This is a genomic window from Paraburkholderia sp. BGA-UO-ETr-F21 (assembly GCF_059567925.1).
Genome location: NZ_JCAQOY010000039.1, coordinates 374,467 through 399,157, shown reverse-complemented (window position 1 = coordinate 399,157; position 24,691 = coordinate 374,467). Strand labels below are relative to the sequence as shown.

The 24,691-nt window shown below is 63.1% G+C and carries 17 protein-coding genes; 9 read left to right on the top strand and 8 right to left on the bottom strand.

The genetic code is table 11. The features are described from left to right. Nucleotides 1–246 precede the first annotated feature (246 nt). Nucleotides 247–957, top strand: a complete 711-nt coding sequence (locus tag AC57B1_RS31240; protein ID WP_408341988.1) for a FadR/GntR family transcriptional regulator — start codon at nt 247–249, stop codon at nt 955–957. Between the two features lie 73 nt (nt 958–1,030). Here AC57B1_RS31240 and AC57B1_RS31235 read toward each other — a convergent pair whose 3' ends face one another. Genes AC57B1_RS31235 through AC57B1_RS31225 form a run of 3 tightly spaced genes read right to left on the bottom strand, consistent with a single transcriptional unit; the run spans nt 1,031 to nt 4,039 of the window. Beyond that, entirely contained in the window at nt 1,031–1,345 is a 315-nt protein-coding gene (locus AC57B1_RS31235) for an AtuA-related protein (RefSeq protein WP_408341986.1), read from the bottom strand. A 1-nt stretch (nt 1,346) separates the two neighbouring features. Beyond that, entirely contained in the window at nt 1,347–2,705 is a 1,359-nt protein-coding gene (locus AC57B1_RS31230; RefSeq protein ID WP_496419635.1) for an acyclic terpene utilization AtuA family protein, read from the bottom strand. A gap of 29 nt (nt 2,706–2,734) precedes the next feature. Continuing rightward, a complete protein-coding gene (locus AC57B1_RS31225; RefSeq protein WP_496419634.1) occupies nt 2,735–4,039 on the bottom strand; it encodes a CitMHS family transporter in 1,305 nt (434 codons plus the stop codon). A gap of 99 nt (nt 4,040–4,138) precedes the next feature. Here AC57B1_RS31225 and AC57B1_RS31220 point away from each other — a divergent pair, with 99 nt between their 5' ends. From AC57B1_RS31220 to AC57B1_RS31195, 6 genes are all read left to right on the top strand, one after another. Continuing rightward, on the top strand, nt 4,139–5,032 hold the full coding sequence (locus AC57B1_RS31220; RefSeq protein ID WP_496419633.1) for a LysR family transcriptional regulator: 894 nt from the start codon (nt 4,139–4,141) through the stop codon (nt 5,030–5,032). 174 nt (nt 5,033–5,206) lie between these two features. After that, on the top strand, nt 5,207–5,713 hold the full coding sequence (locus AC57B1_RS31215) for a DUF2844 domain-containing protein (RefSeq protein WP_408341978.1): 507 nt from the start codon (nt 5,207–5,209) through the stop codon (nt 5,711–5,713). Between the two features lie 28 nt (nt 5,714–5,741). Continuing rightward, nucleotides 5,742–7,082, top strand: coding sequence for a DUF3443 domain-containing protein (locus tag AC57B1_RS31210; protein ID WP_496419632.1), 1,341 nt, complete (start codon nt 5,742–5,744; stop codon nt 7,080–7,082). A 138-nt stretch (nt 7,083–7,220) separates the two neighbouring features. Then, a complete protein-coding gene (locus AC57B1_RS31205; protein WP_496419631.1) occupies nt 7,221–7,814 on the top strand; it encodes a hypothetical protein in 594 nt (197 codons plus the stop codon). A 232-nt stretch (nt 7,815–8,046) separates the two neighbouring features. Further along, a complete protein-coding gene (locus AC57B1_RS31200; protein ID WP_496419630.1) occupies nt 8,047–8,865 on the top strand; it encodes an alpha/beta fold hydrolase in 819 nt (272 codons plus the stop codon). 393 nt (nt 8,866–9,258) lie between these two features. After that, entirely contained in the window at nt 9,259–9,489 is a 231-nt protein-coding gene (locus tag AC57B1_RS31195; RefSeq protein WP_091806363.1) for a hypothetical protein, read from the top strand. A 107-nt stretch (nt 9,490–9,596) separates the two neighbouring features. Here AC57B1_RS31195 and AC57B1_RS31190 read toward each other — a convergent pair whose 3' ends face one another. Then, the gene (locus tag AC57B1_RS31190) at nt 9,597–11,825 is read right to left on the bottom strand and encodes an NADP-dependent isocitrate dehydrogenase (RefSeq protein ID WP_091806360.1); all 2,229 of its coding nucleotides are present in this window, start codon (nt 11,823–11,825) and stop codon (nt 9,597–9,599) included. Nucleotides 11,826–12,236: 411 nt separating this feature from the next. On the opposite strand from AC57B1_RS31190, the gene AC57B1_RS31185 reads away from it, so the two are divergent. Beyond that, on the top strand, nt 12,237–14,420 hold the full coding sequence (locus AC57B1_RS31185) for a TonB-dependent siderophore receptor (protein ID WP_408341970.1): 2,184 nt from the start codon (nt 12,237–12,239) through the stop codon (nt 14,418–14,420). On the opposite strand, the gene AC57B1_RS31180 is transcribed toward AC57B1_RS31185, so the two are convergent. After that, the gene (locus AC57B1_RS31180; RefSeq protein WP_496419629.1) at nt 14,417–15,355 is read right to left on the bottom strand and encodes a LysR family transcriptional regulator; all 939 of its coding nucleotides are present in this window, start codon (nt 15,353–15,355) and stop codon (nt 14,417–14,419) included. The two genes, AC57B1_RS31185 and AC57B1_RS31180, sit on opposite strands and share 4 nt — an antisense overlap. Nucleotides 15,356–15,665: 310 nt before the next feature. Between AC57B1_RS31180 and AC57B1_RS31175 the strand changes: the two genes are divergently transcribed. Beyond that, nucleotides 15,666–17,183 carry an MFS transporter gene (locus AC57B1_RS31175; protein ID WP_496419785.1) on the top strand — a complete coding sequence of 506 codons (1,518 nt, stop codon included), beginning with the start codon at nt 15,666–15,668 and terminating at the stop codon, nt 17,181–17,183. An 83-nt stretch (nt 17,184–17,266) separates the two neighbouring features. On the opposite strand, the gene AC57B1_RS31170 is transcribed toward AC57B1_RS31175, so the two are convergent. The 3 genes from AC57B1_RS31170 to AC57B1_RS31160 all read right to left on the bottom strand — a co-directional run bounded on the left by AC57B1_RS31170 (nt 17,267) and on the right by AC57B1_RS31160 (nt 24,667). Next, nucleotides 17,267–18,109, bottom strand: a complete 843-nt coding sequence (locus AC57B1_RS31170) for a N(5)-hydroxyornithine transformylase PvdF (protein WP_496419628.1) — start codon at nt 18,107–18,109, stop codon at nt 17,267–17,269. Nucleotides 18,110–18,149: 40 nt separating this feature from the next. Next, on the bottom strand, nt 18,150–19,520 hold the full coding sequence (locus AC57B1_RS31165; protein ID WP_496419627.1) for a lysine N(6)-hydroxylase/L-ornithine N(5)-oxygenase family protein: 1,371 nt from the start codon (nt 19,518–19,520) through the stop codon (nt 18,150–18,152). A gap of 122 nt (nt 19,521–19,642) precedes the next feature. Further along, a complete protein-coding gene (locus AC57B1_RS31160; protein WP_496419626.1) occupies nt 19,643–24,667 on the bottom strand; it encodes an amino acid adenylation domain-containing protein in 5,025 nt (1,674 codons plus the stop codon). Nucleotides 24,668–24,691 lie beyond the last annotated feature (24 nt).

The window sequence follows — 24,691 nt, the reverse complement described above, 5'->3', positions numbered from 1 at the left end:
TGCACACGGCGCGCGCCGGCAGCCATTTCGACAATCGAACTAGGATGTCTGATGACTGTGAAATAGCGGACATAGACTTCCGATCAAACCAACCCTGAAACCCCTTTTCCGCCAACCATCCCAAGCGCGCGATTGAAATCGTTCCCGGCCGGACAACCGCTATGATGGCTATACCGAGGCGACACACGACACCATTCGCACGCGCCATGTGTGCATTTCCAGCCGAACAACCGACCAGCCCCAGAAATGAGCAGCCTAACTGAGAAGGTGGTGGCCACCCTTTCCGATGAAATTCGCCGCGGCGCCCTGAGGCCGGGCGACCGCATTCCCACCGAAGTCGCGATGATGAAGCAGCTCTCGGTCAGCCGCTCCGTGGTGCGTGAGGCGATTTCGCGCCTGCAAGCGGCCCAGGTGGTCGAGACGCGTCACGGCATCGGCACCTTCGTGCTGGCGCCGCCGACGGAACAAGCCATGAAGCTGCCGACCGCCGACCTCTCCAGCATGCTGGACGTCATGGCGATCATCGAATTCCGCATCGATGTCGAGGCCGCCTCCGCCGCGCTCGCCGCGGCGCGGCGCACCGACCAGAACCTCAAGCAGATCCGCGGTGCACTGGACCGCTTCGAGTCCGAACTCGAGCGCGGCAGCAGCGATACGGTCGCGCACGACATCGAGTTTCATTTGCAGATCGCCCGCGCGAGCGGCAACCGCTATTTCTTCGACGTGCTGAGCCAACTCGGCCGCGCGGTGAGCCCGCGTACGCGGCTCGGCACGGCGGAGATCGCGGAACTCGACCATATCGAGCATCTGCGCAACGTGTTGAACGAGCATCAGATGATCTATCGCGCAATCGAACGGCAAGACCCGGACGACGCGCGCGCCGCCATGCGCATGCATTTGAGCAATAGCCGCGAACGGCTGCGTCGCGCTCACGAACTGAGCAAAGCGGGTGATTGAGTCGATTGAGCCGATTGAGCCGATTGAGCCGATTGAGCCGCCAGTCAGAAGGCGGCCGCAACGAATGAGTGATCTACGAAGCGGGCGCCTCGACATCGAGATCCATCAACGCCGAGCTCAGTGATTTGCCGTGCGCGTCGAGTGCGAGCGAGCGCGTCACGCCGCCGCCAAGCGCATGGCCGAGCACGAAGTTGAACGCGCCGATGCCGGGCAGTTCATGACGCACCACGTCGCCTTGCACGACATCGCGCAGATGCGCTTTGACCCGTTCCGGCGTCAGCGCCGCGCGCAGATGTTCGTAGTTCTTCGCGTCGTAGCAGATCACCGAGATGTTCAGCGTATTGCCTTTGTCGCCGGTACGCGAATGAGCCAGCTCACGTAATTTCATCTCACGCCTCCACCATCGAAAACGCCGGCGTCACATGCTCGCGCGGCAGCAAAACCGATTGCACCGCGACGACTTCGCGGGCCGACTTCGTGACGCCGCCTCCGCCGGCGGGACCATTGGTGTACAGCGTCTCCACCTCGTTGCCGATCCGCACGGCTTGCGCAAGCGAGGCCGTGCGCCCCGCCACTCTTGCGCGCACCTCGTAAGGTTCGGGATAACCGGCGGCCGCCGTCTCGCCATGCAACGAGTTCACGCCGATCAGATCGAAGCGCAATTCACGCGTCTCCACGCCGGTCAACACGAGCCGCTCGCGCACGATATCGAGCGCGAGCCGCGCGCGCGCCAACGCACCGGGACCGCCGTACGAAATCTGCCCTTCGCCGATATAACCATCGAAATAAGCAACCGACACCTTCAACGTATCCGTACGCGGCGTGCCTCGCCCGCCGCTCACGCGAACGCGATCCGGCGCTTCCTGCGCGACGCGCACCTGGGAGAAATCCGCGACCACGTCCGGTTGCAGATAGCGCTGCGGATCGTGAATCTCGTACAGCAGCTGTTCCTTGCAGGTCGCTTCCGTGACTCGCCCGCCGGCTTGCGCGAGCTTGGTGATAACCACTGCGCCGTCCTGCCCGACCTCGGCAATCGGGAAGCCGAGCCTCGCCAGTTCAGGCACATCCTTGAAGCCCGGATCCGCGAAATAGCCACCGGTAATCTGCCCCGCGCATTCCAGCAGATGACCGATCACGGTCGCCTGGCCAAGCGTCTGCCAGTCGTCCATGCGCCAGCCGAATTCGTGAATCAGCGGTGCGACGAACAGCGACGGATCGGCCACGCGTCCGGTCAGCACGATCTGTGCACCGGCCGCGAGCGCATCGACGATCGCGCTCGCGCCGAGATAGGCGTTCGCGGACACCAGCCGGTCCTGATAGTCCGACACACGTTCTCCGGATTCGACGAAGCAGAAATCGCCGTGGCGCACGACGTCGAGCACATCGTCGCCGGTGACCGCCGCGATCTTCACCTCGCCGAGACCGAGCTCGCGCGCGATCTCAACGGTTTTACGCGCCGCCGCGAGGGGGTTTGCCGCCCCCATGTTCGAAATGATGCGCACGCCGTTGCGCAGCGCAGCCGGCAGCACGGCCCGCATGCGCGTTTCGAGCAACGGGTCGTAGCCGAGTTCCGGGTCTTTGCTGCGCGCCTGCTGCGCGATAGCAATCGTGCGTTCAGCGAGGCACTCGAACACGAGGTAATCGAGCGCGCCGTGCTCCGCCAGTTCGACGGCGGGTTCGATCCGGTCGCCCGAATAACCCGCGCCCGCGCCGACGCGCACGCTGCGTTGAGATTGAGTGGCTGTCATGCTGGTCACATCCGTTCGTTCAGTGAAGCTCACAGTGAGAATATCCCCAGCGCGACGCAGGCAATCGTCATGACGACCGACGCGCCGAACAGCAAGGGGAACGTGAATTTCTGATGGTCGGCGAGATCGATGCCGCACAGGCCGACCACGAGGAAGGTGGCGGGTGTCAGCGGGCTCACCGGAAAGCCCGTGGTCATCTGGCCGAGCAACGCGGCCTGGCCGACGTGCACCGCGGGCACGCCGAGCTGGCCGGCTACTTCTGCGATCACCGGCAGCACACCGAAATAGAAGGAGTCGGGATCGAACAACATGCTGAGCGGCATCGAGAGCAAGCCGAGCGCGACGGGAATATGACTGGCCATCGCCGGCGGTACGAAACCGACCGCCGCCTGCGCCATCGCCTTCAGCATGCCGCTGCCTTGCATCACGCCGGTGAACACGCCGGCTGCGAGCAGAATGCCGGCCATCATCAATGCGGCTCGCGCATGGGCGTCGATCCGTTTGCGCTGCATGTCGACGTTCGGATAGTTCACCATCAGCGCGATGCACAGGCCGACCATGAACATGATCGCCGGCGGGATCTTCTCGCCCATCACGACCATGGTGCCGAGCACCAACAGCGTCAGCACGATGTTGAACCAGAAGTTCTTTGGCCGGCGCAGCGCCTGTTCGTCGGGCGTGAGTTCGCGTTTCGGCATGGGCACCGAACCGCTCGCGGCCGTGAGGCCGAGGCGTTTTTCCTCGCGCCGACCGAGCCAGAACGCCATGCCGAACACGAACACGAGGCCGATTGCCTGCACAGGAATCAGCGGATTAAAGAGCGCCGAGATCGGCAGATGCAGGGACGCTGAGGCGCGAATCATCGGGCCCGTCCACGGCAGGAAGTTGATGCCGGCCGCCATCGAAACCGCCGCGGCCAGCACGCGCCGATCCATCTTCAGGCGATCGTAGAGCGGCAGCATGGCGGGAATCGTGACCAGAAAGCAGACGGCGCCGGAGCCGTCCAGATGGATCAGCAGCGCAAGCAGCGTGGTGCCCATTACGATCCGCGTGGGCCGCGTGCCGACCGCGCGCAGAATGCGGTCGATGATCGGATCGAGCGTGCCGGCGTCGGTGATCGTGCCGAAGTAAAGAATCGCGAATACGAACATGCCGACGACCGGCGCGAGACTCTTGAGCCCTTCGATCACGAACTTGCTGGTCTGAAAGCCGAAGCCGCCAATAAGCGACGCCGCAATCGGCACGATGATGAGCGCGACCAGCGGCGACATACGTTTGGACAGAATCGCGCCGAGCAATACGACGATGGTGGCGAGCCCCAGTAATGGCAGCATGTGCTTGTCTCCGAGATTGTTTTTTACTGCGATCCAGCGTAAGTTCGAAGCGCTTATAAATCAATTGAAATGATTTGATCGCAGCAATTACAAACCATCATGGATCTGAATCTTCGGGACATTCGCGCGTTTATCGCAGTGGCGCAAACGGGCAGCTTCACGCGGGCGGCGACGCGGCTGCATCTGTCGCAACCGGCGCTGACGGTGCAAATTCGCCGGCTTGAAGAAACCGTCGGCATGCGCCTCTTGGACCGCAACAGCCGCAACGTCGCGCTGACGCCGACCGGCCGCGAATTGCTGCCGCTCCTGCAGAAGTCGCTGCATGACATGGAGCACGTGCTGATCGACGCACGCTCGCTCGGCGAAGGCGCGAGCGGCACGGTGCGGATCGCGTGCCTGCCCACGTTCGCGGCCAGCGTGTTGCCTGAACTCGTACAGGACCTCAAGAAGGCCGTGCCGCGCGTGAGCTTTCATGTGCGCGACGTGGTCGCCAGCATGGTCAATACGCTCGTGCGCAATGAAGAGGCCGATATCGGACTGACCGGCGGCCAGCTCGACGATGCCGCGTTCGAGGTGCTGCATGCGGGCATCGACCGGCTGGTTGCCGTGTTTCCGAAGCGCCATGCACTGGCCCGGCGGCGGCGCATCACACTCGCCGATCTCGCCGCCGTGCCGCTCGTGCTGACCGCACAGGGTACGAGCGTGCGGGCCGTTGTCGACAGCGCTTTCGCGAACGCCCGCTGCACGCCGGAGATTGCGTGCGAGCCCACCTACATGATGACCGCTGTCGCGATGGCGCGCGCCGGGCTCGGCGTGACGATCCTGCCGGCGTCGGCCCGCGAAGTCAGAGCGGAGCCCGAGCTGATCGTGCGCGCGGTCGACGATCCCGCGTTCACCCGGCCTATCGCGCTCATCAAGAAGCGCGGCCGCACTTTGCCGCCGGTGACGGAGACCTTCGTTTCAATGCTGATCGAGAAACTCGGCGAGGATTGAACCGCGCGCAATATGCGCGTTACCTTTCATTTTCAAACAGCGCCCGATTATCGCCATTAATCGTCTGATTTACTTCCACGTGCCCGCGCTAGTATCGGCTTCGCGCGAGTTCGAGGGATAAGAAAACCGCTCGCGCGTGTTTCCAAAAACTCCAAAAACTTCGAAAACGAAAAAATGATAATGAGCCAATTTCGAATGCTCGCGGTGGCCGCGGCGTCGTTCGCTCTGATTGCTCCGGCGTATGCGGCATTGGGCGGCGCACCGACCTATCCCGTCACGGCGAGCAGTACGAGCGCGGGGGCGGCGAGCCAGAGTAGCGCGGCCGTGGCGCGCTTCGCCGCCAGTGGCAGCGCGGCAGCGGCGAGCTACACCGTGAGCCAGACAACGCTTTCATCGGGGACGGTGGTGAGCGAATACATCGGCCCGGGCAACAGCGTCTTCGCGTTGAGCTGGCAAGGCCCGACCATGCCGCCGCTCAAAACGCTGCTCGCCACTTACTTCCCTTCCTACGTCCAGGCACTCACCGACGCCCACGCCACGCAAGGCGGCGGCTATGGACCCGCCGTCGTGCATCAGTCGGGGCTGGTCGTGGAGACCGGCGGCCATATGGGCGCCTTCGTGGGCCGCGCCTATTTACCGCAAGCGCTGCCGCAAGGGGTCAGCGCTGACGATATCAAATAACTCATTAAAATCATTAGAGAGAATAACAGTGCGCAAAATCGCAAGGATTATTGCCGCGGCGCTTGAGCTCGCGCTTGGGCTCGGATTGGCATTCGGTCTTGCCGGCTGCGGTGGCGGTGGTGGCGGCGGCAACAGCACCACGACGGCCAACGCGCCCACCGCCGCGAGCGCGCCCGCGGCATCGGGCGGCTCGGCGAACACGCCCCTTACCAGTGACTCGACACCCAATGTGCTCGCCGTCGACGCGTCGGCCGTGCCCACACTCGTGGGCGCGGGCAACACGATGCTGGTAACGGTAAGCGGAACGGGCATTCATAACCAGCCGATGGTCAGCGTCAAGATCTGCGCGCCCGGCTCCAACGCGGCAACAAGTTGCGCGACGATTCCCAACGTGATCGTCGACACGGCGTCGTTTGGGCTGCGTCTGATTCGCTCGGCGATTCCTGACGCCACTTTCAGCGCGCTCACTGCCGAAACGGCTCATACGAGCGGCCTGCCGCTCGCCGAATGCGCGTTGTTCGGCAGCGGCTATGCATGGGGTTCGGTGCATCTCGCGGACGTGGGTTTATCGAGCGAGATTGCGCCGTCGGTGCCGATCCACGTGATCGGCGATCCGGCGCTGACCGTGGCCGCGCCGAGCGAATGCCAGGTGGGAAGGCAGTTGGCGAGCGTTGCCGATATTGGCGCAAACGGCATTCTCGGCATTGGAGTGAGTCCGACGGATTGCGGCTCGGCGTGTGAATTGACGGCGCGTCCGCAGTTCTATTACACCAACGCCGGCAACGTCACCTCGGTGCCGGTCAGCGGCCAGATCACCAACCCGGTGTCGCTCTTCGCGCAAGACAACAACGGCGTGATTCTGGAGATGGCGCAAGTGTCGGATAGCGGCAGCGCGACGGCTCAAGGCACGCTCGTGTTCGGCATCGACACTCAGGCGAATAACGTGCTGAACGGCACAGGTGCGCCGATCTTCCGGACGAACCTGAACGGCGACTTCACGTCCAGCTATAACGGCACTGTATTCACGCAGACGTTCTTCGATTCGGGCTCGACCGTGCTGTTCTTTCCGGATACCACGATTGCGCGCGACACGTCGTCCGGGTACTACATTCCGGCCGCGACGGTGGGCCGCACCTCGACCCTCGTGGGGACCAATCCGGCGAGCGTGACACTCGGCTTCAATATCGCAAACGGCGCGACGCTGAACGCATCGGGGAATAACGCGTTCAACAACCTCGGTATCTATATGACCCGGCAGTTCGACTTTGGCCTGCCGTTCTTCTATGGCCGCCATGTCTACTACGGCATCTCGGGCCGCGCCTCGAGCGGCGGCGGGACGGGGCCGTATGTCGCGTACGTTTCGAGTTGAGCGTCGGTGACTACGAGCGGTGGTTATCGCGAAGGCCGTCGATCTCCACTGTTCGTGTGACATGCGAACTTCGCTCGGTAGAGAAGCATTCAAAACAGTGCCACGTGCACGCCTTATTACGATGTCTTCGGGGACCTGATGAACAAGATTTCAATGATTTGCCTGAGTGCTGCTCTGGTCGGCATGCTGAGTGGCTGCGCCGGGACGAACTTCGTCCGTCCTGATGACTCGGCTTTGCAAAACGGCAAAACGACCGTTACCGAGGCGCGAGCAAAATACGGTAGCCCGTTTCGCCAGAGCACCGTCACCAAGAACGACGAAGACGTGACGCTGCTTTCCTATGCGTATGCGTCGACTGGCGGCACGCCGCTGGAAACCGGCGTGATACCGGCGCGCTCGCTGGAACTGGGCTTCTGGAAGGACGTGATGGTGTCCAACGTATTCGTCTCCACGTTCAAGGACGACGCCAGTTCCTTCGACGCGTCGAAACGCTCGGCCATCGTCAAAGGCAAGACCACCCGCGGCGAGGTCATCGCGTTGCTGGGCAGACCCGCCGGCTATGCGGTGTATCCGATCATCAAGGACAAGAAGGGCCAAGCCCTCGTTTATGCGTACCACACGACGAGCGGCTCGGCGTTCAACCTCAAGTTCTCCAAGCGCGATCTGATCGTCACGATCGATCCGAACGGCGTGGTGTCGGATGTGAATTACGAGTCGTCCGGGATGCAGTGATAGGTGTGTTACCGCCAGTGCGGCGATAGAACGGAACCCGGCCTTTGCGCCGGGTTTTGCTTTTAGTGCACCGACGTTGCGCAAACCCACTGGACACAAAAACTCGTAGGTGCGTTGATCGCAGTCCGGAACGCTGGCAACCTAGCGAATCCTCCAGGCAACCTTGTTGCGTGCTACCGCAATGGGTGCATGGGACCAGAGTAAGGCGCTCGACACACCGGAGACGACGGCGATGGAACCCACCAGCAAATCGCACGACGACGACCTCGAACACTTCGAAGCCGCTGGCGCCGCGCCGCTGCCGGTCCCGAACGAAGAAGCCTACGTTGAGCACGAAGGCGCGCGCATCTGGTACGCGTCGTATGGCACCGGCGCACCAGTGATTCTGCTGCACGGCGGTCTCGGGCATAGCGGCAATTGGGGCTACCAGCTTCCGGCGCTGCTCGGCGCAGGGCATCGCGTGGTGGTCGTCGACAGTCGCGGCCACGGTCGCAGCACCCGCGACGCACGGCCCTACCGCTACGAACTGATGGCCTCGGACGTGCTCGCCGTCATGGACGCCTTGCGGCTCGATCGCGCGGCGCTGGTGGGCTGGAGCGACGGCGCCTGCGTCGCGATGGTATTGGGCATCACCGCCCCGGAGCGCGTGGCGGGCGTGTTTTTCTTCGGCTGCAATATGGACCCGAGCGGCACGAAGCCATTTGTGCCGACGCCTACGATCGAGCGCTGCTTCAGCCGCCACGCAAAAGACTACGCGCAGCTATCGGCGACACCGGACGACTTCGAAGCATTCGTCTCCGCCGTCAGCACGATGATGAAAACCGAGCCCAACTACCGCGCCGACGATCTGGCCCGAGTCCGTGTGCCGGTCGCCATCGTGCAAAGCGAACGCGACGAGTTCATCAAGCCGGAACACGCCGCATACCTCGCCCGCACCATTCCCGGCGCGGAGCTGGTTCTATTGCCGGGCGTGAGTCACTTCGCCCCGCTGCAACGGCCGGCGCAATTCAATCGTGTGATGCTCGATTTCCTGCGCCGGCTTGCCGGCTAAGCGGATCGTGCCGACGCGTCGGCCGCTTGCGATCCTGCCTCGAATAGAACGACCGCACTTAAACTCTCGAAAATTTCACGATGTGGAACGATCGATTGCTTCGTAAAAAATCGTGGTGCGTGGCACAAATCCGGCATTTCGCAATGTCGCCCCACGTTGCACATCGTGGAACAAAGACGATAAGCCTTTATTTTTAAACACAATTTTTTACTCGAACGAAGCATCTAACAACCCCTTGCGCCACTGCCTGCTGACGTAGACTCTTTTACAAGAGCCGGCGCTTCAGTAGCCGAGTGAGTTGGACGAGACGGAAACACTGTCTGACGGTCCCCAACCTCTCGCACGAAGCCGCCACGGCACCGCGGTTTTTAATTGGCAATTGGGAGACTAAAAATGAAAGGCTTTCGTTTTGGTTCGAATCAAGGCGCGTTCTACATTTTGCCGGGACAGGACGGTTGGGAAGCAACCTACGGCAACGAAACGCTCGGCGAGTTTGCCAGCCCGCAACAGGCCGCCGACGACCTCGCACGCGGCTTGATCTGCCCGCATCTCTCGGAAGGCGACGACACAGCGACGCTCGAAATTCCCGAGAAGCTCAGCGATTGGGAAATCGTTCACGTGTGATGGCAGTTATGGCGGCGACTCACGTGGAAACAAAAATGACGATGGCGCTCGAGAGCGCCATCGTCATGCTTACCGCCTACTTCAGTACAGCACGTTTCTTCAGTGCATCAAGCAACCGCGTCCACGATCTTGTTCAGCGTGGCGCTCGGGCGCATAGCCTTGCTCGTCAGTTCGACGTTCGGGCGATAATAACCGCCGATGTCCACCGGCTTGCCCTGCGCGGCACCCAACTCCTCGACGATCTTCGCTTCGTTCTCGGCCAGTGCCTTCGCCACGCCGGCGAACTGTGCCTGCAGCGCCGCATCTTCGGTTTGCGCGGCCAGAGCTTCCGCCCAGTACAGCGCGAGGTAGAAGTGGCTGCCGCGGTTGTCGATACCGCCAACCTTGCGCGCCGGCGACTTGTCGTTGTCGAGGAACTTGCCGGTTGCCTGATCGAGCGTCTTGGCCAAAACCTGCGCCTTCGGGTTGTGATACGCGCCGCTCAGATGTTCGAGCGAGGCGGCCAACGCCAGGAATTCACCCAGCGAATCCCAACGCAGGAAACCTTCTTCGACCAGTTGCTGCACGTGCTTCGGCGCCGAACCACCCGCGCCGGTCTCGAACATGCCGCCACCTGCCATCAGCGGAACGATCGACAGCATCTTCGCGCTGGTGCCCAGTTCCATGATCGGGAACAGGTCGGTCAGGTAGTCGCGCAGCACGTTGCCGGTGACCGAAATCGTGTCCTTGCCGGCGCGGATGCGCTCGACCGAGAACTTCGTCGCTTCGACCGGCGTCATGATGCGAATGTCCAGACCGCTGGTGTCGTGGTCCTTCAGGTAGTGCTCGACCTTCTTGATAATCTGGGCGTCGTGCGCGCGCGCTGCATCCAGCCAGAACACGGCAGGCGTGTTGGAGGCGCGAGCGCGGTTCACCGCGAGCTTGACCCAGTCCTGCACCGGCGCGTCTTTGGTCTGGCACATGCGCCAGATGTCGCCCGCTTCCACCGGCTGCTCGAGCAACACCGTGCCGGCTGCGTCCGTCACGCGAACCACGCCGTTGGCCGGAATCTGGAACGTCTTGTCGTGTGAACCGTATTCCTCGGCGGCTTGCGCCATCAGGCCGACGTTGGGCACCGTGCCCATCGTGACCGGGTCGAACGCGCCGTGCTTCTTGCAGTCTTCAATCACCGCCTGATAAACGTCCGCGTAGCAACGGTCCGGAATCACGGCCTTGGCGTCGTGCAGCGCGCCATCCGCACCCCACATCTTGCCCGACTCGCGAATCATGGCCGGCATGGACGCGTCGACGATCACGTCGCTCGGCACGTGCAGGCTGGTAATGCCCTTGTCCGAATTGACCATGGCCAGCGGCGGACGCTCTGCGTATTGCGCCTTGATGTCGGCTTCGATCGCGGCAACCGTTTCAGCCGGCAGGTCTTTCAGGCGCGCGTACAGATCGCCGATACCGTTGTTCGGGTTGAAGCCGGCCTTCGCCAGCACGTCCGCGTGCTTGGCGAGCACGTCTTTGTAGAACACCGACACCACGTGACCGAAGATGATCGGATCCGACACCTTCATCATGGTGGCCTTCAGGTGCACCGAGAACAGCACGCCCTTCGCCTTCGCGTCGGCGATTTCCGCTTCGATGAAGCTGCGCAGCGCGTTCTTCGACAGCACCGAAGCGTCGATGATCTCGCCCGCTTGCACCGGCGTCTTTTCCTTCAGGACCGTCTTCGAGCCGTCCGCGGCCGTCAGTTCGATCTTCACAGCGCCGGCCGCTGCGATCAGCGCCGATTTTTCGCTGCCGTAGAAATCACCACCGCTCATGTGCGAGACGTGCGACTTCGAGTCCGCGCTCCACGCGCCCATCTTGTGCGGATGCTTGCGTGCGTAGTTCTTGACCGACAGCGGCGCGCGACGGTCCGAATTGCCTTCGCGCAGCACCGGGTTGACCGCGCTGCCCTTGATCTTGTCGTAGCGAGCCTTGACGTCTTTTTCTGCGTCGGTCGTTGCGACGTCCGGGTACGCCGGCAGCTTGTAGCCCTGATCGCGCAGTTCCGTGATCGCGGCCTTCAGTTGCGGCACCGACGCGCTGATGTTCGGCAGCTTGATGATGTTCGCTTCCGGACGCGTGGTGAGCGCACCCAGCTCCGCCAGATCGTCGGAACCCTTCTGTTCCGCGCTCAGGTAGTCGGGAAATGCAGCGATGATCCGGCCGGCCAGCGAAATGTCGCGCGTTTCAACGATCACGTCGGACGAGCGCGTGAACGCCTTGACGATCGGCAGCAGCGAGTAGGTCGCCAGAGCAGGCGCTTCGTCAGTCAGGGTGTAGATGATCTTCGGCGGTGTGGACATGTTCGATGCTTTGCTAGGTGAAGTGATAGACAGAGCGTTTGGTAGCGCTGAGCCGGCGAGGTTGCGACGAAGCAGCAAAACGCAGCGCGCAGGCTCGGCACTACTTTTTACGGCCAGAGCGTGAGTATATGCGTGTTTTCCTCTATTCGCTGCGAAACAAACATATCCCGCAAGCACGCCCAACGTGCTCCAGCCCCGCCGCATAAGGCTTACAGCCTCATGACCCACGGCTTGAAACAGATGTCTTATAGATGACCTAAGACACAAAATAATTTGTGAATGCGAATCAGATGCATTACCATTCGATCGTATCTTTCAGTTTCACCCAGTCGTCTAACAACCACTCGCTAGCACGGCGTCGTTTTTGCACAGACTTGGTGCGCGCGCCGCCACCTGCCTAATTCAAACAACATGCAGAATTTATTTGTCGCCGGCCGCCCAACTTTTGCGCGCGGCCAACGTCGGACCCCATCGCTGCTCAGCGCGGGGCTTTTCGCCAGCGTCGGTTTGACGCTTTCCACGCTGTCGTCGCCGGGATGGGCGCAGGTCGCGGCAAGCGACACCGCCGCCACCTTGCCGGCGGTGAGCGTCACGGCGTCGAAAGACAGCACCGTGGCGCAAGCCGACACGGTCAGCGCGGGCGCGCTGGGTTCGCGCAAGCAGGTTGACACGCCGTTCTCGACCCATGTGGTGACGAGCGACGAAGCGCAGGACCTTTTCGCGACCACCGCCAACGATCTGTATAAATACGACCCGGCCGTGTCGGTCACCAGCGAAAACGCGATCAGCGAAAATTCGATGTTCACCGTGCGCGGCATGCCGATCGACACGTTGAACAGCATCAAGGTGGACGGCCAGACTTTCCCGTCGTGGGATACCGATCTCTCGCTCGAACCGTTCGAGCAGGTGGAACTGCTCAAGGGCCTGTCCGGCTTCATGTACGGCTTCGGCTCGCCGGGCGGGATCGTCAATTACGTGTTGAAGCGGCCAACCGACACGCCCTACCGCAGCGTCTCGATCGGCTACAAGTCGGCCGGCGTGTTCAGCGAAGCGGTCGATCTGGGCGGCCGCTTCGGCAATGACGATCGTTTCGGCTACCGTCTGAACCTCGTCAACGAAAACGGCAACACCGCCGAGGACCACGGCCACATTCGCCGCCAGGTGGCGTCGCTCGCGTTCGACTTCCGCATTACGCCCGACCTGACGTGGAGCGCCGACGCGTTCTATCAGAAGCGCAGAACCAACGGCACGCTGTTCGGCCTGATGTTCAGCGGCGACGCCGGCGGCATTCCCGACGCGAGCAAAGTCACCCATGCGCTCACGCAACCGCAGAACTACTACGAGACCGAAATGGCCTCGTTCGGCACGGGCCTCGATTACCGCATCTCCGAAAACTGGCACGCGAGCGTGAAATACCGCTTCGCCAAGGAGAATCGCACCAATTCGGACAGTCTGCTGTATGTCACGGACGCAGCAGGCAACTACAGCAACACGCTGTATGCGGCAATGACGCGCTACTTCTACCAGAACGTCGACGCGATGGTGCAAGGGCATTTCAACACGGGCAGCATCAAGCATGACGTGGTGGTGGGCGCCGGTTTCCAGACGCAAACCAGCGAGTACAGCAACAGCACGGGTTGGAACGAAGGCTACTTCCTCGGCTACGGCAACCTGTACAACAGCACGTTGCTGACCAACGACGAAGTCAGCATCGGCTCCGACCTGTACCGTCAGCAGCGCACCACGCAGGCTGCCGTGTACGCGAGCGACACCGTGCAGCTCACCTCACGCCTGTCGGCACTGGTCGGTCTGCGCTATACGCAATATCGCCAGCACGTGTACGACCCGAGCGGCGCGGTGACGTCGCAATACGAAGCGGATCCGGTCACGCCGACCTTCGCGCTGATGTTCAAGACCGATCCCTATTCCACGGTGTATGCGAGCTACGTGGAGTCGCTCGAACAGGGCGGCGCGGCGTCGAACACCAACGTCAACTACCCGGCCACGTTCGGTCCGCTGAAGAGCAAGCAGTATGAGATCGGCTTCAAATCCGACCACAGCAAGTGGGGCGCCAACCTCGCGCTGTTCCGTGTAGACCAGGGCTACAACTACACGAACTCGGCCAACGTCTTCGTGCAGGACGGCACCAAGCGCTATCAGGGCGTCGACGCCAGCGGCTGGCTTGCGCTGACGAGCGAATGGCGCGTGCTGGGCGGCGTGATGTGGCTCGACACGAAGGCCATGGACGTGGACGATGCGAGCGTGGAAGGCAAGCGCATTTACGGCGCACCGCGCTTCACCGTGACGGGCCGGATCGAATACAACCCGTCGTATCTGCGCCCGCTGACGCTCGCGTTCGGCGGCAAGTATGTCGGCAACCAGGCCGTGGACGCGCAGAACACGCAGTTCGTGCCGGCTTACACCACCTTCGATCTGAGCGGCCGGTACGAGACGAAGATCGCCGGCAAGGACGTGACGTTCCGCGCGGGGATCAACAACCTCTTCAATCGCCGTTACTGGACGACGGCGTGGGGCTACTACGTGGCGCCGTCGCCGACGCGTACCGCCGTCGCCAGCGCCACGCTGCAGTTCTAGGCGTCTTGTGAAACAGGGGCTCCCGCTGCGGGCGCCCCGATCATCGGCGGAATCTGCGCCACCAGCGCGTCGATCGCACAGCGCGTTTTCAGCGGCAGATAGCGGCTCTTCGGCCACACCAGATGGATCTCCTGAGTCGGCCGGAAACAAGGCTCCATCACCGTCACCAGCTCGCCGGTTCGCGCATAGCGGGCCAGCAGCCAAGCCGGCAGCCACGCGAGGCCGAACCCGGCGAGCGCGGCATCCACAATCCCCGTCATATCGTCGAAACCGAGCTGCGGCTGAACCTGCGCGCGGCGAATCTGCCCGTCGACGTCGACCACATCCCACGGCTGCGGCGAGCCTGCCCGCAAATAGGCGATCACCGCGTGCCCGCGTAAGTCGTCCACGCTGCGCGGCGTGCCATGCCGCTCCAGATAGGCAGGCGCGGCGCCAATGCTCGCGTGCTGCACGCCGAGCTTGCGCGCGGCGAGACTCACGCTGTCGGCCAACGGGCCTACGCGCACCACCAGATCGAAACCCTCCTCGATCACGTCGACGAAGCGATCCGTAATCGAAATGTCGATCTTCAATTGCGGATGCTTACGCGCCAGTTCGAGCAGCACCGGCGCGACGCAGTAGTGGCCGAAAGCCTGCGGCACGCTCACACGCAAACGCCCTTTCGGCTCGCGCCGCCCCGAATCGAGGTCGGCCTCGGCCGCTTCGAGCTCGGCCAGCGCACGCACGCAGCGGTCGTAGTAGGCCTGCCCGTCTTCGGTGAGACTCTGACTGCGGGTCGTGCGATTGAGCAGGCGCACGCCGAGCCGCTTTTCGAGCCGCACGATCGCTTTGCCGACCGCGGAGCGCGTCAGGTTCATGCGCTCCGCGGCCAGCGCGAAACTGCCCGTTTCGACCACGCGAACGAATGTCGTCACACCGTCGAGGATGTCGCTCATATCTTTACCCGATTGATTCCTCAATGGACACATTGCTGGGATTTCTGCGCGTCAATAGGGACGGACATTCCCCCTATATTACACAGTCCATGTGGGCCGAGCTCATCGACTATCGAGGTGAATATCCATGAACAATGATCCGATCGCGCCGCCACGGCGCGAAGAACAGCCACGTACGGCTGCGGCAGAACGCCGGCCGGGCTCGCGCGAGGTGCGCCCCGAGCAGACCGCCGATGACAAAACACCGCGCGCGTTCTTCTCGCTCCGCAAAAACGCCCTGGCGTTGGGCGCGGTGTGTCTTGCGTCGCTAATGTTCGGCCTCGAAATCTCCAGCGTGCCGGTGATCCTGCCGACGCTCGAGCGCGTGCTGCACGGCGATTTCCAAGGCATGCAGTGGATCATGAACGCCTACACGCTCGCCGTGACCACCGTGCTGATGGCGACCGGCACGCTGGCGGACCGCTTCGGCCGCCGACGCGTCTTCGTGATCGGCATTGCGCTGTTCGGCATCACCTCGCTGGTCTGCGGACTCGCGCACAGTGTGCCGACGCTGATCGTCGCGCGGTTGCTGCAAGGCGCAAGCGGCGGCGCCATGCTGATCTGCCAGGTGGCCGTGCTCTCCCATCAGTTCCACGAGGGCCCGGAACGCGCTCGCGCATTCAGCGCGTGGGGCATCATCTTCGGCATCGGGCTCGGGTTTGGGCCGATCATCGGCGGGACGATCGTCGCGCTCTCCAGCTGGCAGTGGGTCTTCTGGGTGCACGCGCTGCTCGCCGTCGCAACCTTGACGCTCGTGTTCGGCGGCGTGCAGGAATCGCGCGACTCGAATGCGCATGCGCTCGACGTGGCGGGCGTCGTCACGCTGTCGCTCGCGGTGTTCGGCCTCGTGTATTTCATCACGCAGGTTCCGGCGCTCGGCTTCGGCAATCCTCGCGCGCTCTTCATCATCGCGGCAACGCTGCTCGCCTTCGTGGCCTTTGTGGTTGCCGAGAAACTCAGTGCCCGCCCCATGTTCGACTTCTCGGTCTTCAGGATTCCGCAGTTTTCCGGCGCACTGATGGGCTCGGCGGGCATGAACTTCAGCTTCTGGCCATTCATGATCTATTTGCCGATCTATTTCCAGATCGGGCTCGGCTACGACAGCGTGAGCGCCGGACTCGCCTTGCTCGCCTACACGCTGCCGACCCTGCTCTTCCCTCCGCTCGGCGAACGTCTCGCGCTGCGTTACGGCTCGGGAATCGCCATACCTGTGGGCCTGTTCACGATCGGTCTCGGCTTCATGCTGATGCGATACGGCAGCGGCGCTGCGCATGCGAACGCGTGGACCATGCTGCCCGGTTGCGTGATCGCGGGCGCGGGCCTCGGCCTCACCAATACGCCCGTCACCAATACGACGACCGCCGCGGTTCCCGTCGAACGCGCGGGCATGGCGTCCGGCATCGATATGAGCGCGCGGATGATTACGCTCGCGATCAACATCGCGTTGATGGGGGCGATCCTGGTAGGCGGCGTTCTCTTCAATCTGAAGACGCGGCTTCCGCAGACGCTCGACACCGCGCTGCTCGGCGCACTGGCCGAGAAAATTGCCGCGGGAGATGTCGAAGCGGTGAGAGCGGGGATTCCCGCGTTAGCGCGTATCGATCCGTCGGGCAGCATCGTGCATGCTGCGTTGATGCAAGGTTTCGGGTGGGTAATGCTCTACGGCGGCGTTGGCGTGTGGGTGCTCGCCGCGCTCAGTTTCGTGATTTCAGGCAGCGCGTCGCGAAGGCTGGGCCACCGGGAACGCGCGCCTGCGGCGCAACAGGCGAGCCGCTGCGACGCGTGCTGAATCGCGCGTCATCAAGTGGCTTACAGCCTCGTCCTCATCCACTAGCCGCTTCGAGTGGCGCGTGCGCGCTGCTCCTCACCGCATCACGCCTCGACTTGCACCGGCTGTCCGGCCATGATCGCGAGCCCTTCGTTCAAAGCCGGGAAAAGGCTTCGGTTGAAATTGTTCCAGCGTAGTTCGAGGATCGTATCGTCCTTATCGATTTCGGTATTCAGCACGTCGTGAATCACCTCGCCGGAGTCGATCCCATTGTCGACATAGTGAAACGATGCGCCCGTCAGATACAACGGTTCGACCGCCACGGTTTCCATCGTCTTCCAGTTGACCACTTTCTTGCCGCGCGCACCGTAGAGCGCGTCGAGCGTCGCGTAGGCGCCGCGCCGCTCGTAGGGCGAATCGGCACGCGTCACGCCCGGGTGAATATTCACGATCTTGCGATAGAACGGCGCGCCGGGCCGAACCAGTTCGTCGAGAATGATCAGCAGACCGTCGAGTACGACAATATCGGCTTTCAATGCCACCAGCGTATCGAGCAGGTGCTTTTCAAAGCGGCTCTTGCCTGCCGCGCGGCCTGGTGCATCGAGCGGCTCACGCCGGTACGTCGATGGAATCGCGAGCAGCAGATCGTTGACCCGCTTGCCCTGCACGCGCAAATCCGGCGGATAGAACCAGCGCTTGCCCGGCTCGTAAGCAAATCCATATTCCTTCAGTTTTTCGCGGTCCGTGCCGGATCCGGCATCGTCGTCGTAGATAACTTTTTCTAGCGAGTATTGATCGCCGAGTGCGGTTTCGTTGAGCGCTTCGACAAGCGACTCCAGTACCGACTTCATGTAGCGCGCGCCGCTTTTGTACGCGATGTCCTGGCCCGCCTTGTCGGCGGCCGCGTTTCGTAACGACCAGATATAAACGAGTTTTTTCTTCGGCATAGTCGATTCCTATGTGTGTGTGTCGTGGCGCCGCTTTCTATCAAAGCGCGAAAGTCATGCGGTCCGCGCGAGTCGCGTTTGCGTGCGTCTGTCTCGACCGGTCAGCCGAACGGTCGCGCGATGCGTAATGCGCAAGCGAAGCGGCGATTTCGTCGGAGCGCAACGCGAGAACCGACAGCAGCGTGTCGGACAGTCCATGGCTGTCTTCACAGCAGCCTTGCAGGTAAATGCGTGGTTTGAAGGTCACCGGCGTGGCGAGCCTGTAATCGCGCTCGACATTGCCTTGCGTGAGCGCATCGCCCAGATGCGGCGCAAGCCCCTCCAGCAACTCGACATGCGTGTCGCGGCGATATCCCGTCGCGAGCACCAGCGCGTCGAATTGCTCGGCGCGGGCCTGGCCGCTCAAACGGTCACGCAGCGTGAGTTCAATCCGGCCGCCGCCCGTGCGCGCCGCCGTTTCGATGCCGGTGTTCGCGAGCAACCGGTGGCGCGGTTCGGCGCAGACGTTTTGCAGGTAAAGCATTTCGTAGATCTGCTCGATCAGAGGACGGTCGACCACCGCGTAATTGGTGTCGCGAAAACGCTCGATCAGCGCGCGCCGGCCGTCGCGCGGCTGCGCGTAGACGACATCGGTAAAGGCGGGGTTGAAAATCTCGTTGACGAACGGGCTGTCGTCGGCGGGTTTCAGCGCGCTCGAGCGAATGATGAGGCTCGCATCCACGTGCGGATAGCGGCGCGTCAGATCGACGAACACTTCGGCCGCGCTCTGCCCCGCGCCGATCACCGCCACGCGTTTTCGCGCGCCGTTCGCAGGTCCGACGACGCGATCGATGGACGTGAGGTACTGCGACGAATGCACGATGTTATGCGTGCCGAGCGCGGCGAACGCCTCCGGCACCTGAGGCCCGCCACCGATGCCGACCGACAACGCCCGTGTCACACGTTGCCATTCACGGCCTTCGTTGTCGCGCGAGAAAACGCGTAGCGCTTCGACGTTGTTGGTATTGTCAGCGCTCTTGATCGCTTCGATACCGGTCACGGTCTGGCCGTAGCTCACGCGATCGTCGAACGACGCCGCCACCCAGCTCAGGTAATCGTGGAACTCCACGCGCGTCGGATAGAAATTCTTCAAATTGACGAAATCCGCCAGACGTCCGCGCTCGAACAGATAGTTGATGAACGTGAACCGGCTTTTGGGATCGCGCATGGTCACGAGATCCTTGAGGAAGGAAATCTGCATCCGGCAGTCGTCGAGCAGCATGCCGCGATGCCAGCCGAATTCCGGCTGTCGCTCAATGAAGCAATGCGTGAGGTCCGACACGCCGGCTTCTTCGGCGAGGCGCACGGCAAGCGCCAGATTCGACGGTCCGAAGCCGATTCCGATCAGATCAAATACGGTGTCTCTGTGCATGTCGCAGGTCCTTATCGGTGGAAGCCGGCGCGCCGAATGCGCGGGCCGGCGAAAATTCTTTCGTGATTGATGCGATTTTTATTCACTGCCTTTTTTGCCTTGCTGTGTGTTCGACTCCGGGTTCAAGCGCCGTCGCGCAACTCGGCGACACAAGAAGCTCGCGCATCGAGCCGAGCGCCCAGTTGCGTGAAGGTCGGCGCGGCGAACACGTCGGCAATCTCCAGCGCGTGACCAGTGGCTCGCGCGGCATCGACAAAGCGCACGACATCGAACGAACTTGCGCCCGCTTCGAACAGATCGTCGTGAAGCGCGGGCGTGTTGCCTTCGAACAGATCGCTCCACACGCGCTCGAGTGCCGTGGCGCGCCGCGTTGCTTCAGTGTGAGATGCCAGGTTTGCTTGCGCGCACTTTGCAACGCCGGCTGATTCCAGGGTGAAGCGCGCTGAAGCAACCCCCAGTTGTTCATGCGGCGCGTCGACGAACCGTTGCACCACGTCCAGATAGTTGGCGGACAGTGCCTCGACGAAGCGGCCGTCCACCAACTCGTTCGCATACGAGAAGGCGCCCGTCACACGTCCGTCGGCATGTTCGACCACGTCCAGTTCCAACTCGAACACGACCCGGTGCCGCACGTCGTTGAAATCGTCAAGCGTGAGGCCGGCCCAGTCGCGTCCCGCTGTTCCGGCCGGTCGCAGGTAATTGAACATCACCGAAAAGAGCGGATTGCCGGCCTCGGTGCGCGTGGCGCGCAGTGCCGCCACCACGTCGGCGAACGGCGTGTCCGCATGCGCATAAGCGGCGAGCGCGGCGTCTCGCACTTCAGCGAGCAGCGTGACCGGCGTATCCGTTTTGGCGAGCCGCGTCCGCACGACCACCGCGTTGATGAAAAGTCCCAGTGCGTGGCGTGCGGCTTCGCCCGTCAGTTCGCGCGTGGAAGCGAGAACGCCGACCGGCTGATCCGTTGCGCCCGTCGCGCGATATAGCGCGACGTTCAGCGCGGCGTGCAACACCATGGGCAAGGTGGCGTGAACTTCAAGCGCCATCGCACGGGCGCGGCGCACGAGAACCGGGGACAATTCGAACGCGAGGCGTCCGGCGCGCCAGGTGGGCGACGACACGCGGCCCGACGGCGGCGAAGGCAGCACTTGCGACGGCGCATCGGCCAACGCATCGCGCCAGAACGACAGGCGCGCACGCGGCGCGGTTACAGGCAAGACGAGTTGTCGAGCCGAAAGCGATCCCGTAGCCGAAGCCGCCGGCGACGCGCCGCGCACGATCGCGACATAAGTGCCGCGCACATCTTCGAGCCACAGATCGATCGACTGCCCGTCTGACACGATGTGATGCACAACCAGCGACAGCACATGATCCCGCTCGGCAAGGCGTAATAAGCGCACGCGCCAGAGTGGCGCATCGTCGAGCAGGTGGAACGGCGTGAGTGCGTCCTGGTCGGTGAGCGCGATAGCGGCGTTCTCGCGTTCGGCTTGCGAAGGGTCGCCAGAAAGATCGATCACGGGCAGTTCGAACGCCGCCGAGTCCACGACTCTTTGGCCCGGCAGTTGCCCGTCACGTTCGACGATCTGCACGCGCAGCGCGGGATGTCGCGCAGCGGCTTGAGCAAACGCGTCGCGCAATGCAACGCTATCGAGCGGCCCACGCAGACGCAGCGCGACAGGAATGTTGTAGGACGCGCTGTCCGGTTGCGAGCGCCACAGGAACCACAAGCTCAATTGCGCGGAAGAAAGCGGCAGGATGCCGTTCGCGTCCGGCGCAATAAGTGAATTGGAACCGCCTCCCGGCTGTCGTTCTCCGGTATCCGCCACCGTTTCGCTGCGCGCCGACGCCATCACGCGCTGCGCGTATTGCGCGAGCGTCGGCGCTTCGAAGAGCGTGCGCACCGGCACATCGCGCGCGAGACGTTCAGCCACGCGCGTCGCCACGCGGACCGCGGCGAGCGAATGTCCACCGAGTTCGAAGAAATGATCGGCACGGCCGACACGCTCCACACCCAGCACTTCGCGGAAAATCTGCGCAAGAGTGGTTTCGAGTCCGGCAGCGGGCGCCTGATAGGCCCGCTCGACGCGCGGCGGCTCCGGCAACGCCGCGCGGTCCACCTTGCTATTGGCATTGCGCGGCAACGCGTCGAGCACGACGATATGCGCGGGCACCATGTAGTCAGGCAACGTATGACGCAGATGCGCATCGAGTTTCGCTGCATCCGCGCGTGTGCTGCACTCGCGCGCTTCGGCGCTCAATTCGACATACGCCACCAGCGCCGCTTGCGCGCCCTTGCCATGCACGATCGCCACAGCTTCGCGCACGTCGCCGTGCGCGGCGAGTTGCGCTTCGATCTCACCCAGTTCGATCCGCAAGCCGCGCAACTTCACCTGATGATCGACACGGCCGATAAAGTCGAACACGCCGTCCACGCGCCGCTTGACCAGGTCACCCGTGCGATAGAGCCGCGCACCCGGTGCGCCGAACGGATCCGGCACAAAGCGCTCGGCCGTGAGTGCCGGCCGGTCGAGATAACCACGCGCCACGCCTACACCCTCGCCACCCAGATACAACTCGCCGATCACGCCGACCGGCAGTGGATTCAGACGCGCATCGAGCACATGCGCCGAACGCGCGCCGACCAGCGTGCCGATTGGCAGATACGCGCTGTCCGCGAGCTTCGCGGTGTCGTCGGTTGGATAGAACATCCACAGCATTGGCGTGATGACCGTTTCGGTCGGCCCGTATCCGTTGACGATCCGCGCCTTCGGAAACGCCCGGCGCAGCAGAGCGAACGCCTCACGCGACGTGGCTTCACCGCCTACCGTCAACGAACGCAAGCTGGGCGGCGCACCGTGCGCGAGCGCCCACTCGGCGAGCTGGGTTGCGCAACCGGGCGGCACGTAGGTCATGGTCACGCCTTCGCGAACCATCATCCGGCAGGTTTGCGCGGGCGGCCACAACGTATCCGCGGTAATGGCGACGGCTGCGCCGGACATGTACTGCGAGAACCAGCCTTCATGCGCGCCGTCGAAATTGACCGACTGGAACAGCAGGAAAACGTCACGCTCACCGGCGCCGTAGCGCTCCGCAATTGCCGCGCAATGCAGTGCAAACGAACCGTGATCGACCACCACGCCCTTAGGCTTGCCGGTCGAGCCCGATGTATAGATCACATAAGCTGCCTGATGTGGCGACACGCGCGGCAACTCTATATCCGCCGCGCATTGAACCTCAGGCTGCGGTTCCTCGTCGATCAGCCACAACCGTAAACGATCCGACGCCGGCAATGCCGCGAGACTCGCGCGTTCCGTAATAACGTGCGTGATCTTTGCGTCGTCGAGAATCTGCGCGAGGCGCTCGCGCGGGTGGCTCGGGTCGAGCGGTACAAACGCGCCGCCCGATTTCAACGCTGCAATCAGGCCGACCAGCAGGTCGACCGAGCGGCTCAGCGCCACGCCCACCCGCATTTCGGCACGCACGCCTGCCGCGACGAGGCGCTGCGCCAAACGTGTTGCGCGCGCATCCACTTCGCCGCGCGTGAGCGAGCAGTTCATGTCGGCGACGCCGCGCGCTTCCGGCCGCGCATGGGCATGGTCGGCCACGCGCTGATGCACCGGCCTGAACGTTGCTTCGCGCGGTGGCGCCGTGCAGTTCCATGCATCGAGTTGCACGCGCTCGGCCTCAGGCAGCCACTGCACATCTCCGATCGCAATGGCGGGTGTCGCCGCCGCATTCGACAGCAACTCGATAAAGCGCGCGGCAAGGCGCTCTATCGCGTCGGCGTCGAACAGATCGAGCGCATAGATGAAGGTCGCGTCGATCGAACCATCGTCGCGCTCCTCGAAACTCAGCGTCAGATCGAACTTGGCGAACGGCGCGCCCGATGGCAACTCCGTCATGCGCACGTCGGCAAGTGAAGGCAAACGCCGACGCGCGCCATAAGCGGCCATCACCTGAAACAACGGGTGATGACTCGCGCTGCGCACCACACCCAGCGCTTCGACCACCTGTTCGAACGGCACATCCTGATGCGACTGGGCGTCGATCAGCGTTTGTTGCGTCGCGTTGACCAGCGCGGCGAACGGTTGCGTTGCCGAAACGGGCGTGGCGAGCGTCAAGGTATTCACGAAGAACCCGACGAGACCCGCCACTTCGCCGCGCTCGCGATTCGCCGCGGGCACACCGATCTGAATCTGTGTTTCCCCCGACGAACGCGCGAGCAGTGCACTCAGTGCCGCCAGCAATACGGCGAACGGCGTCGCGCGCTGCGCATTGGCCAAAGTCTTCACGCGCTGAGCAAGCGCGGCATAGAGAACGAAACGATGCCGCGCCCCACGCGCGCTACGCTGAGCCGGACGCGGCGATGCGCTCGGCAACATCAGCACGTCGCGATTCGCGTCCAGCCGCTTGCGCCAGAAAACCAATTGACGCTCACGCTCGCCCGCGTCGAGCCAGCGGCGCTGCCACAGCGCGAAGTCGGCGTACTGGATCGGCAATGGCGCGAGCGACACCGCTTCGCTCTTCGCATACGCGCGATAAAACGACGCGAGTTCGGCAAGCATGACGTCCGCGGACCAACCGTCTGACACGATGTGATGCGTCGTCAACGCGAGCCAATGGGTGCTCGCGTCGAGGCGAATCAGGTGAGCGCGCACCAACGGCCCGACCGACAGATCGAAGGACTTCGCTTCATCGGCGCGTGCAATCTCGGCAGCGCGCGCCTCGCGCTGATCGGCGGGCAGTGTGCTCACGTCGCTCGCGCGCCACGGGCAGCGCGACGGCGCATGCACCGTTTGCAGTACGCCATTGCCGTTTTCAGCGAAGGTGGTGCGCAATACTTCGTGGCGCGCGACCAATGCATCGCACGAAAGACGCAATGCGTTGGCATCGAGCGTGCCGTCGAGCCGCAGGCGTTCGGTGATGTGATACGCCGCGGGTTCATCGATCATCCGCGCATGCAGCCATAAACGCGTTTGCGCAAACGACGCCGGCACGCTCGCGGTCCGCTCGGTGCGCGGCGGAATCGGCAGCACGCGAAAATCAATGCCGGCTGCGGCGAGCTTCGTGAGAAAGGCTTTGCGCTGCGCGTCCGGCAACAGCGCGAAGCGTGACGCAAGGGAAAGCAGATCCGGTTTGGCTGTGGTCATGCTCAGGTGTCTCAGTGCGGGTCG

Coding starts and splice junctions, on each gene's coding strand:
- AC57B1_RS31240 (WP_408341988.1), top strand. CDS start 247: ATGAGCAGCCTAACTGAGAAGGTGGTGGCCACCCTTTCCGATGAAATT.
- AC57B1_RS31235 (WP_408341986.1), bottom strand. CDS start 1,345: ATGAAATTACGTGAGCTGGCTCATTCGCGTACCGGCGACAAAGGCAAT.
- AC57B1_RS31230 (WP_496419635.1), bottom strand. CDS start 2,705: ATGACAGCCACTCAATCTCAACGCAGCGTGCGCGTCGGCGCGGGCGCG.
- AC57B1_RS31225 (WP_496419634.1), bottom strand. CDS start 4,039: ATGCTGCCATTACTGGGGCTCGCCACCATCGTCGTATTGCTCGGCGCG.
- AC57B1_RS31220 (WP_496419633.1), top strand. CDS start 4,139: ATGGATCTGAATCTTCGGGACATTCGCGCGTTTATCGCAGTGGCGCAA.
- AC57B1_RS31215 (WP_408341978.1), top strand. CDS start 5,207: ATGATAATGAGCCAATTTCGAATGCTCGCGGTGGCCGCGGCGTCGTTC.
- AC57B1_RS31205 (WP_496419631.1), top strand. CDS start 7,221: ATGAACAAGATTTCAATGATTTGCCTGAGTGCTGCTCTGGTCGGCATG.
- AC57B1_RS31200 (WP_496419630.1), top strand. CDS start 8,047: ATGGAACCCACCAGCAAATCGCACGACGACGACCTCGAACACTTCGAA.
- AC57B1_RS31195 (WP_091806363.1), top strand. CDS start 9,259: ATGAAAGGCTTTCGTTTTGGTTCGAATCAAGGCGCGTTCTACATTTTG.
- AC57B1_RS31190 (WP_091806360.1), bottom strand. CDS start 11,825: ATGTCCACACCGCCGAAGATCATCTACACCCTGACTGACGAAGCGCCT.
- AC57B1_RS31185 (WP_408341970.1), top strand. CDS start 12,237: ATGCAGAATTTATTTGTCGCCGGCCGCCCAACTTTTGCGCGCGGCCAA.
- AC57B1_RS31180 (WP_496419629.1), bottom strand. CDS start 15,355: ATGAGCGACATCCTCGACGGTGTGACGACATTCGTTCGCGTGGTCGAA.
- AC57B1_RS31175 (WP_496419785.1), top strand. CDS start 15,666: ATGTTCGGCCTCGAAATCTCCAGCGTGCCGGTGATCCTGCCGACGCTC.
- AC57B1_RS31170 (WP_496419628.1), bottom strand. CDS start 18,109: ATGCCGAAGAAAAAACTCGTTTATATCTGGTCGTTACGAAACGCGGCC.
- AC57B1_RS31165 (WP_496419627.1), bottom strand. CDS start 19,520: ATGCACAGAGACACCGTATTTGATCTGATCGGAATCGGCTTCGGACCG.
- AC57B1_RS31160 (WP_496419626.1), bottom strand. CDS start 24,667: ATGACCACAGCCAAACCGGATCTGCTTTCCCTTGCGTCACGCTTCGCG.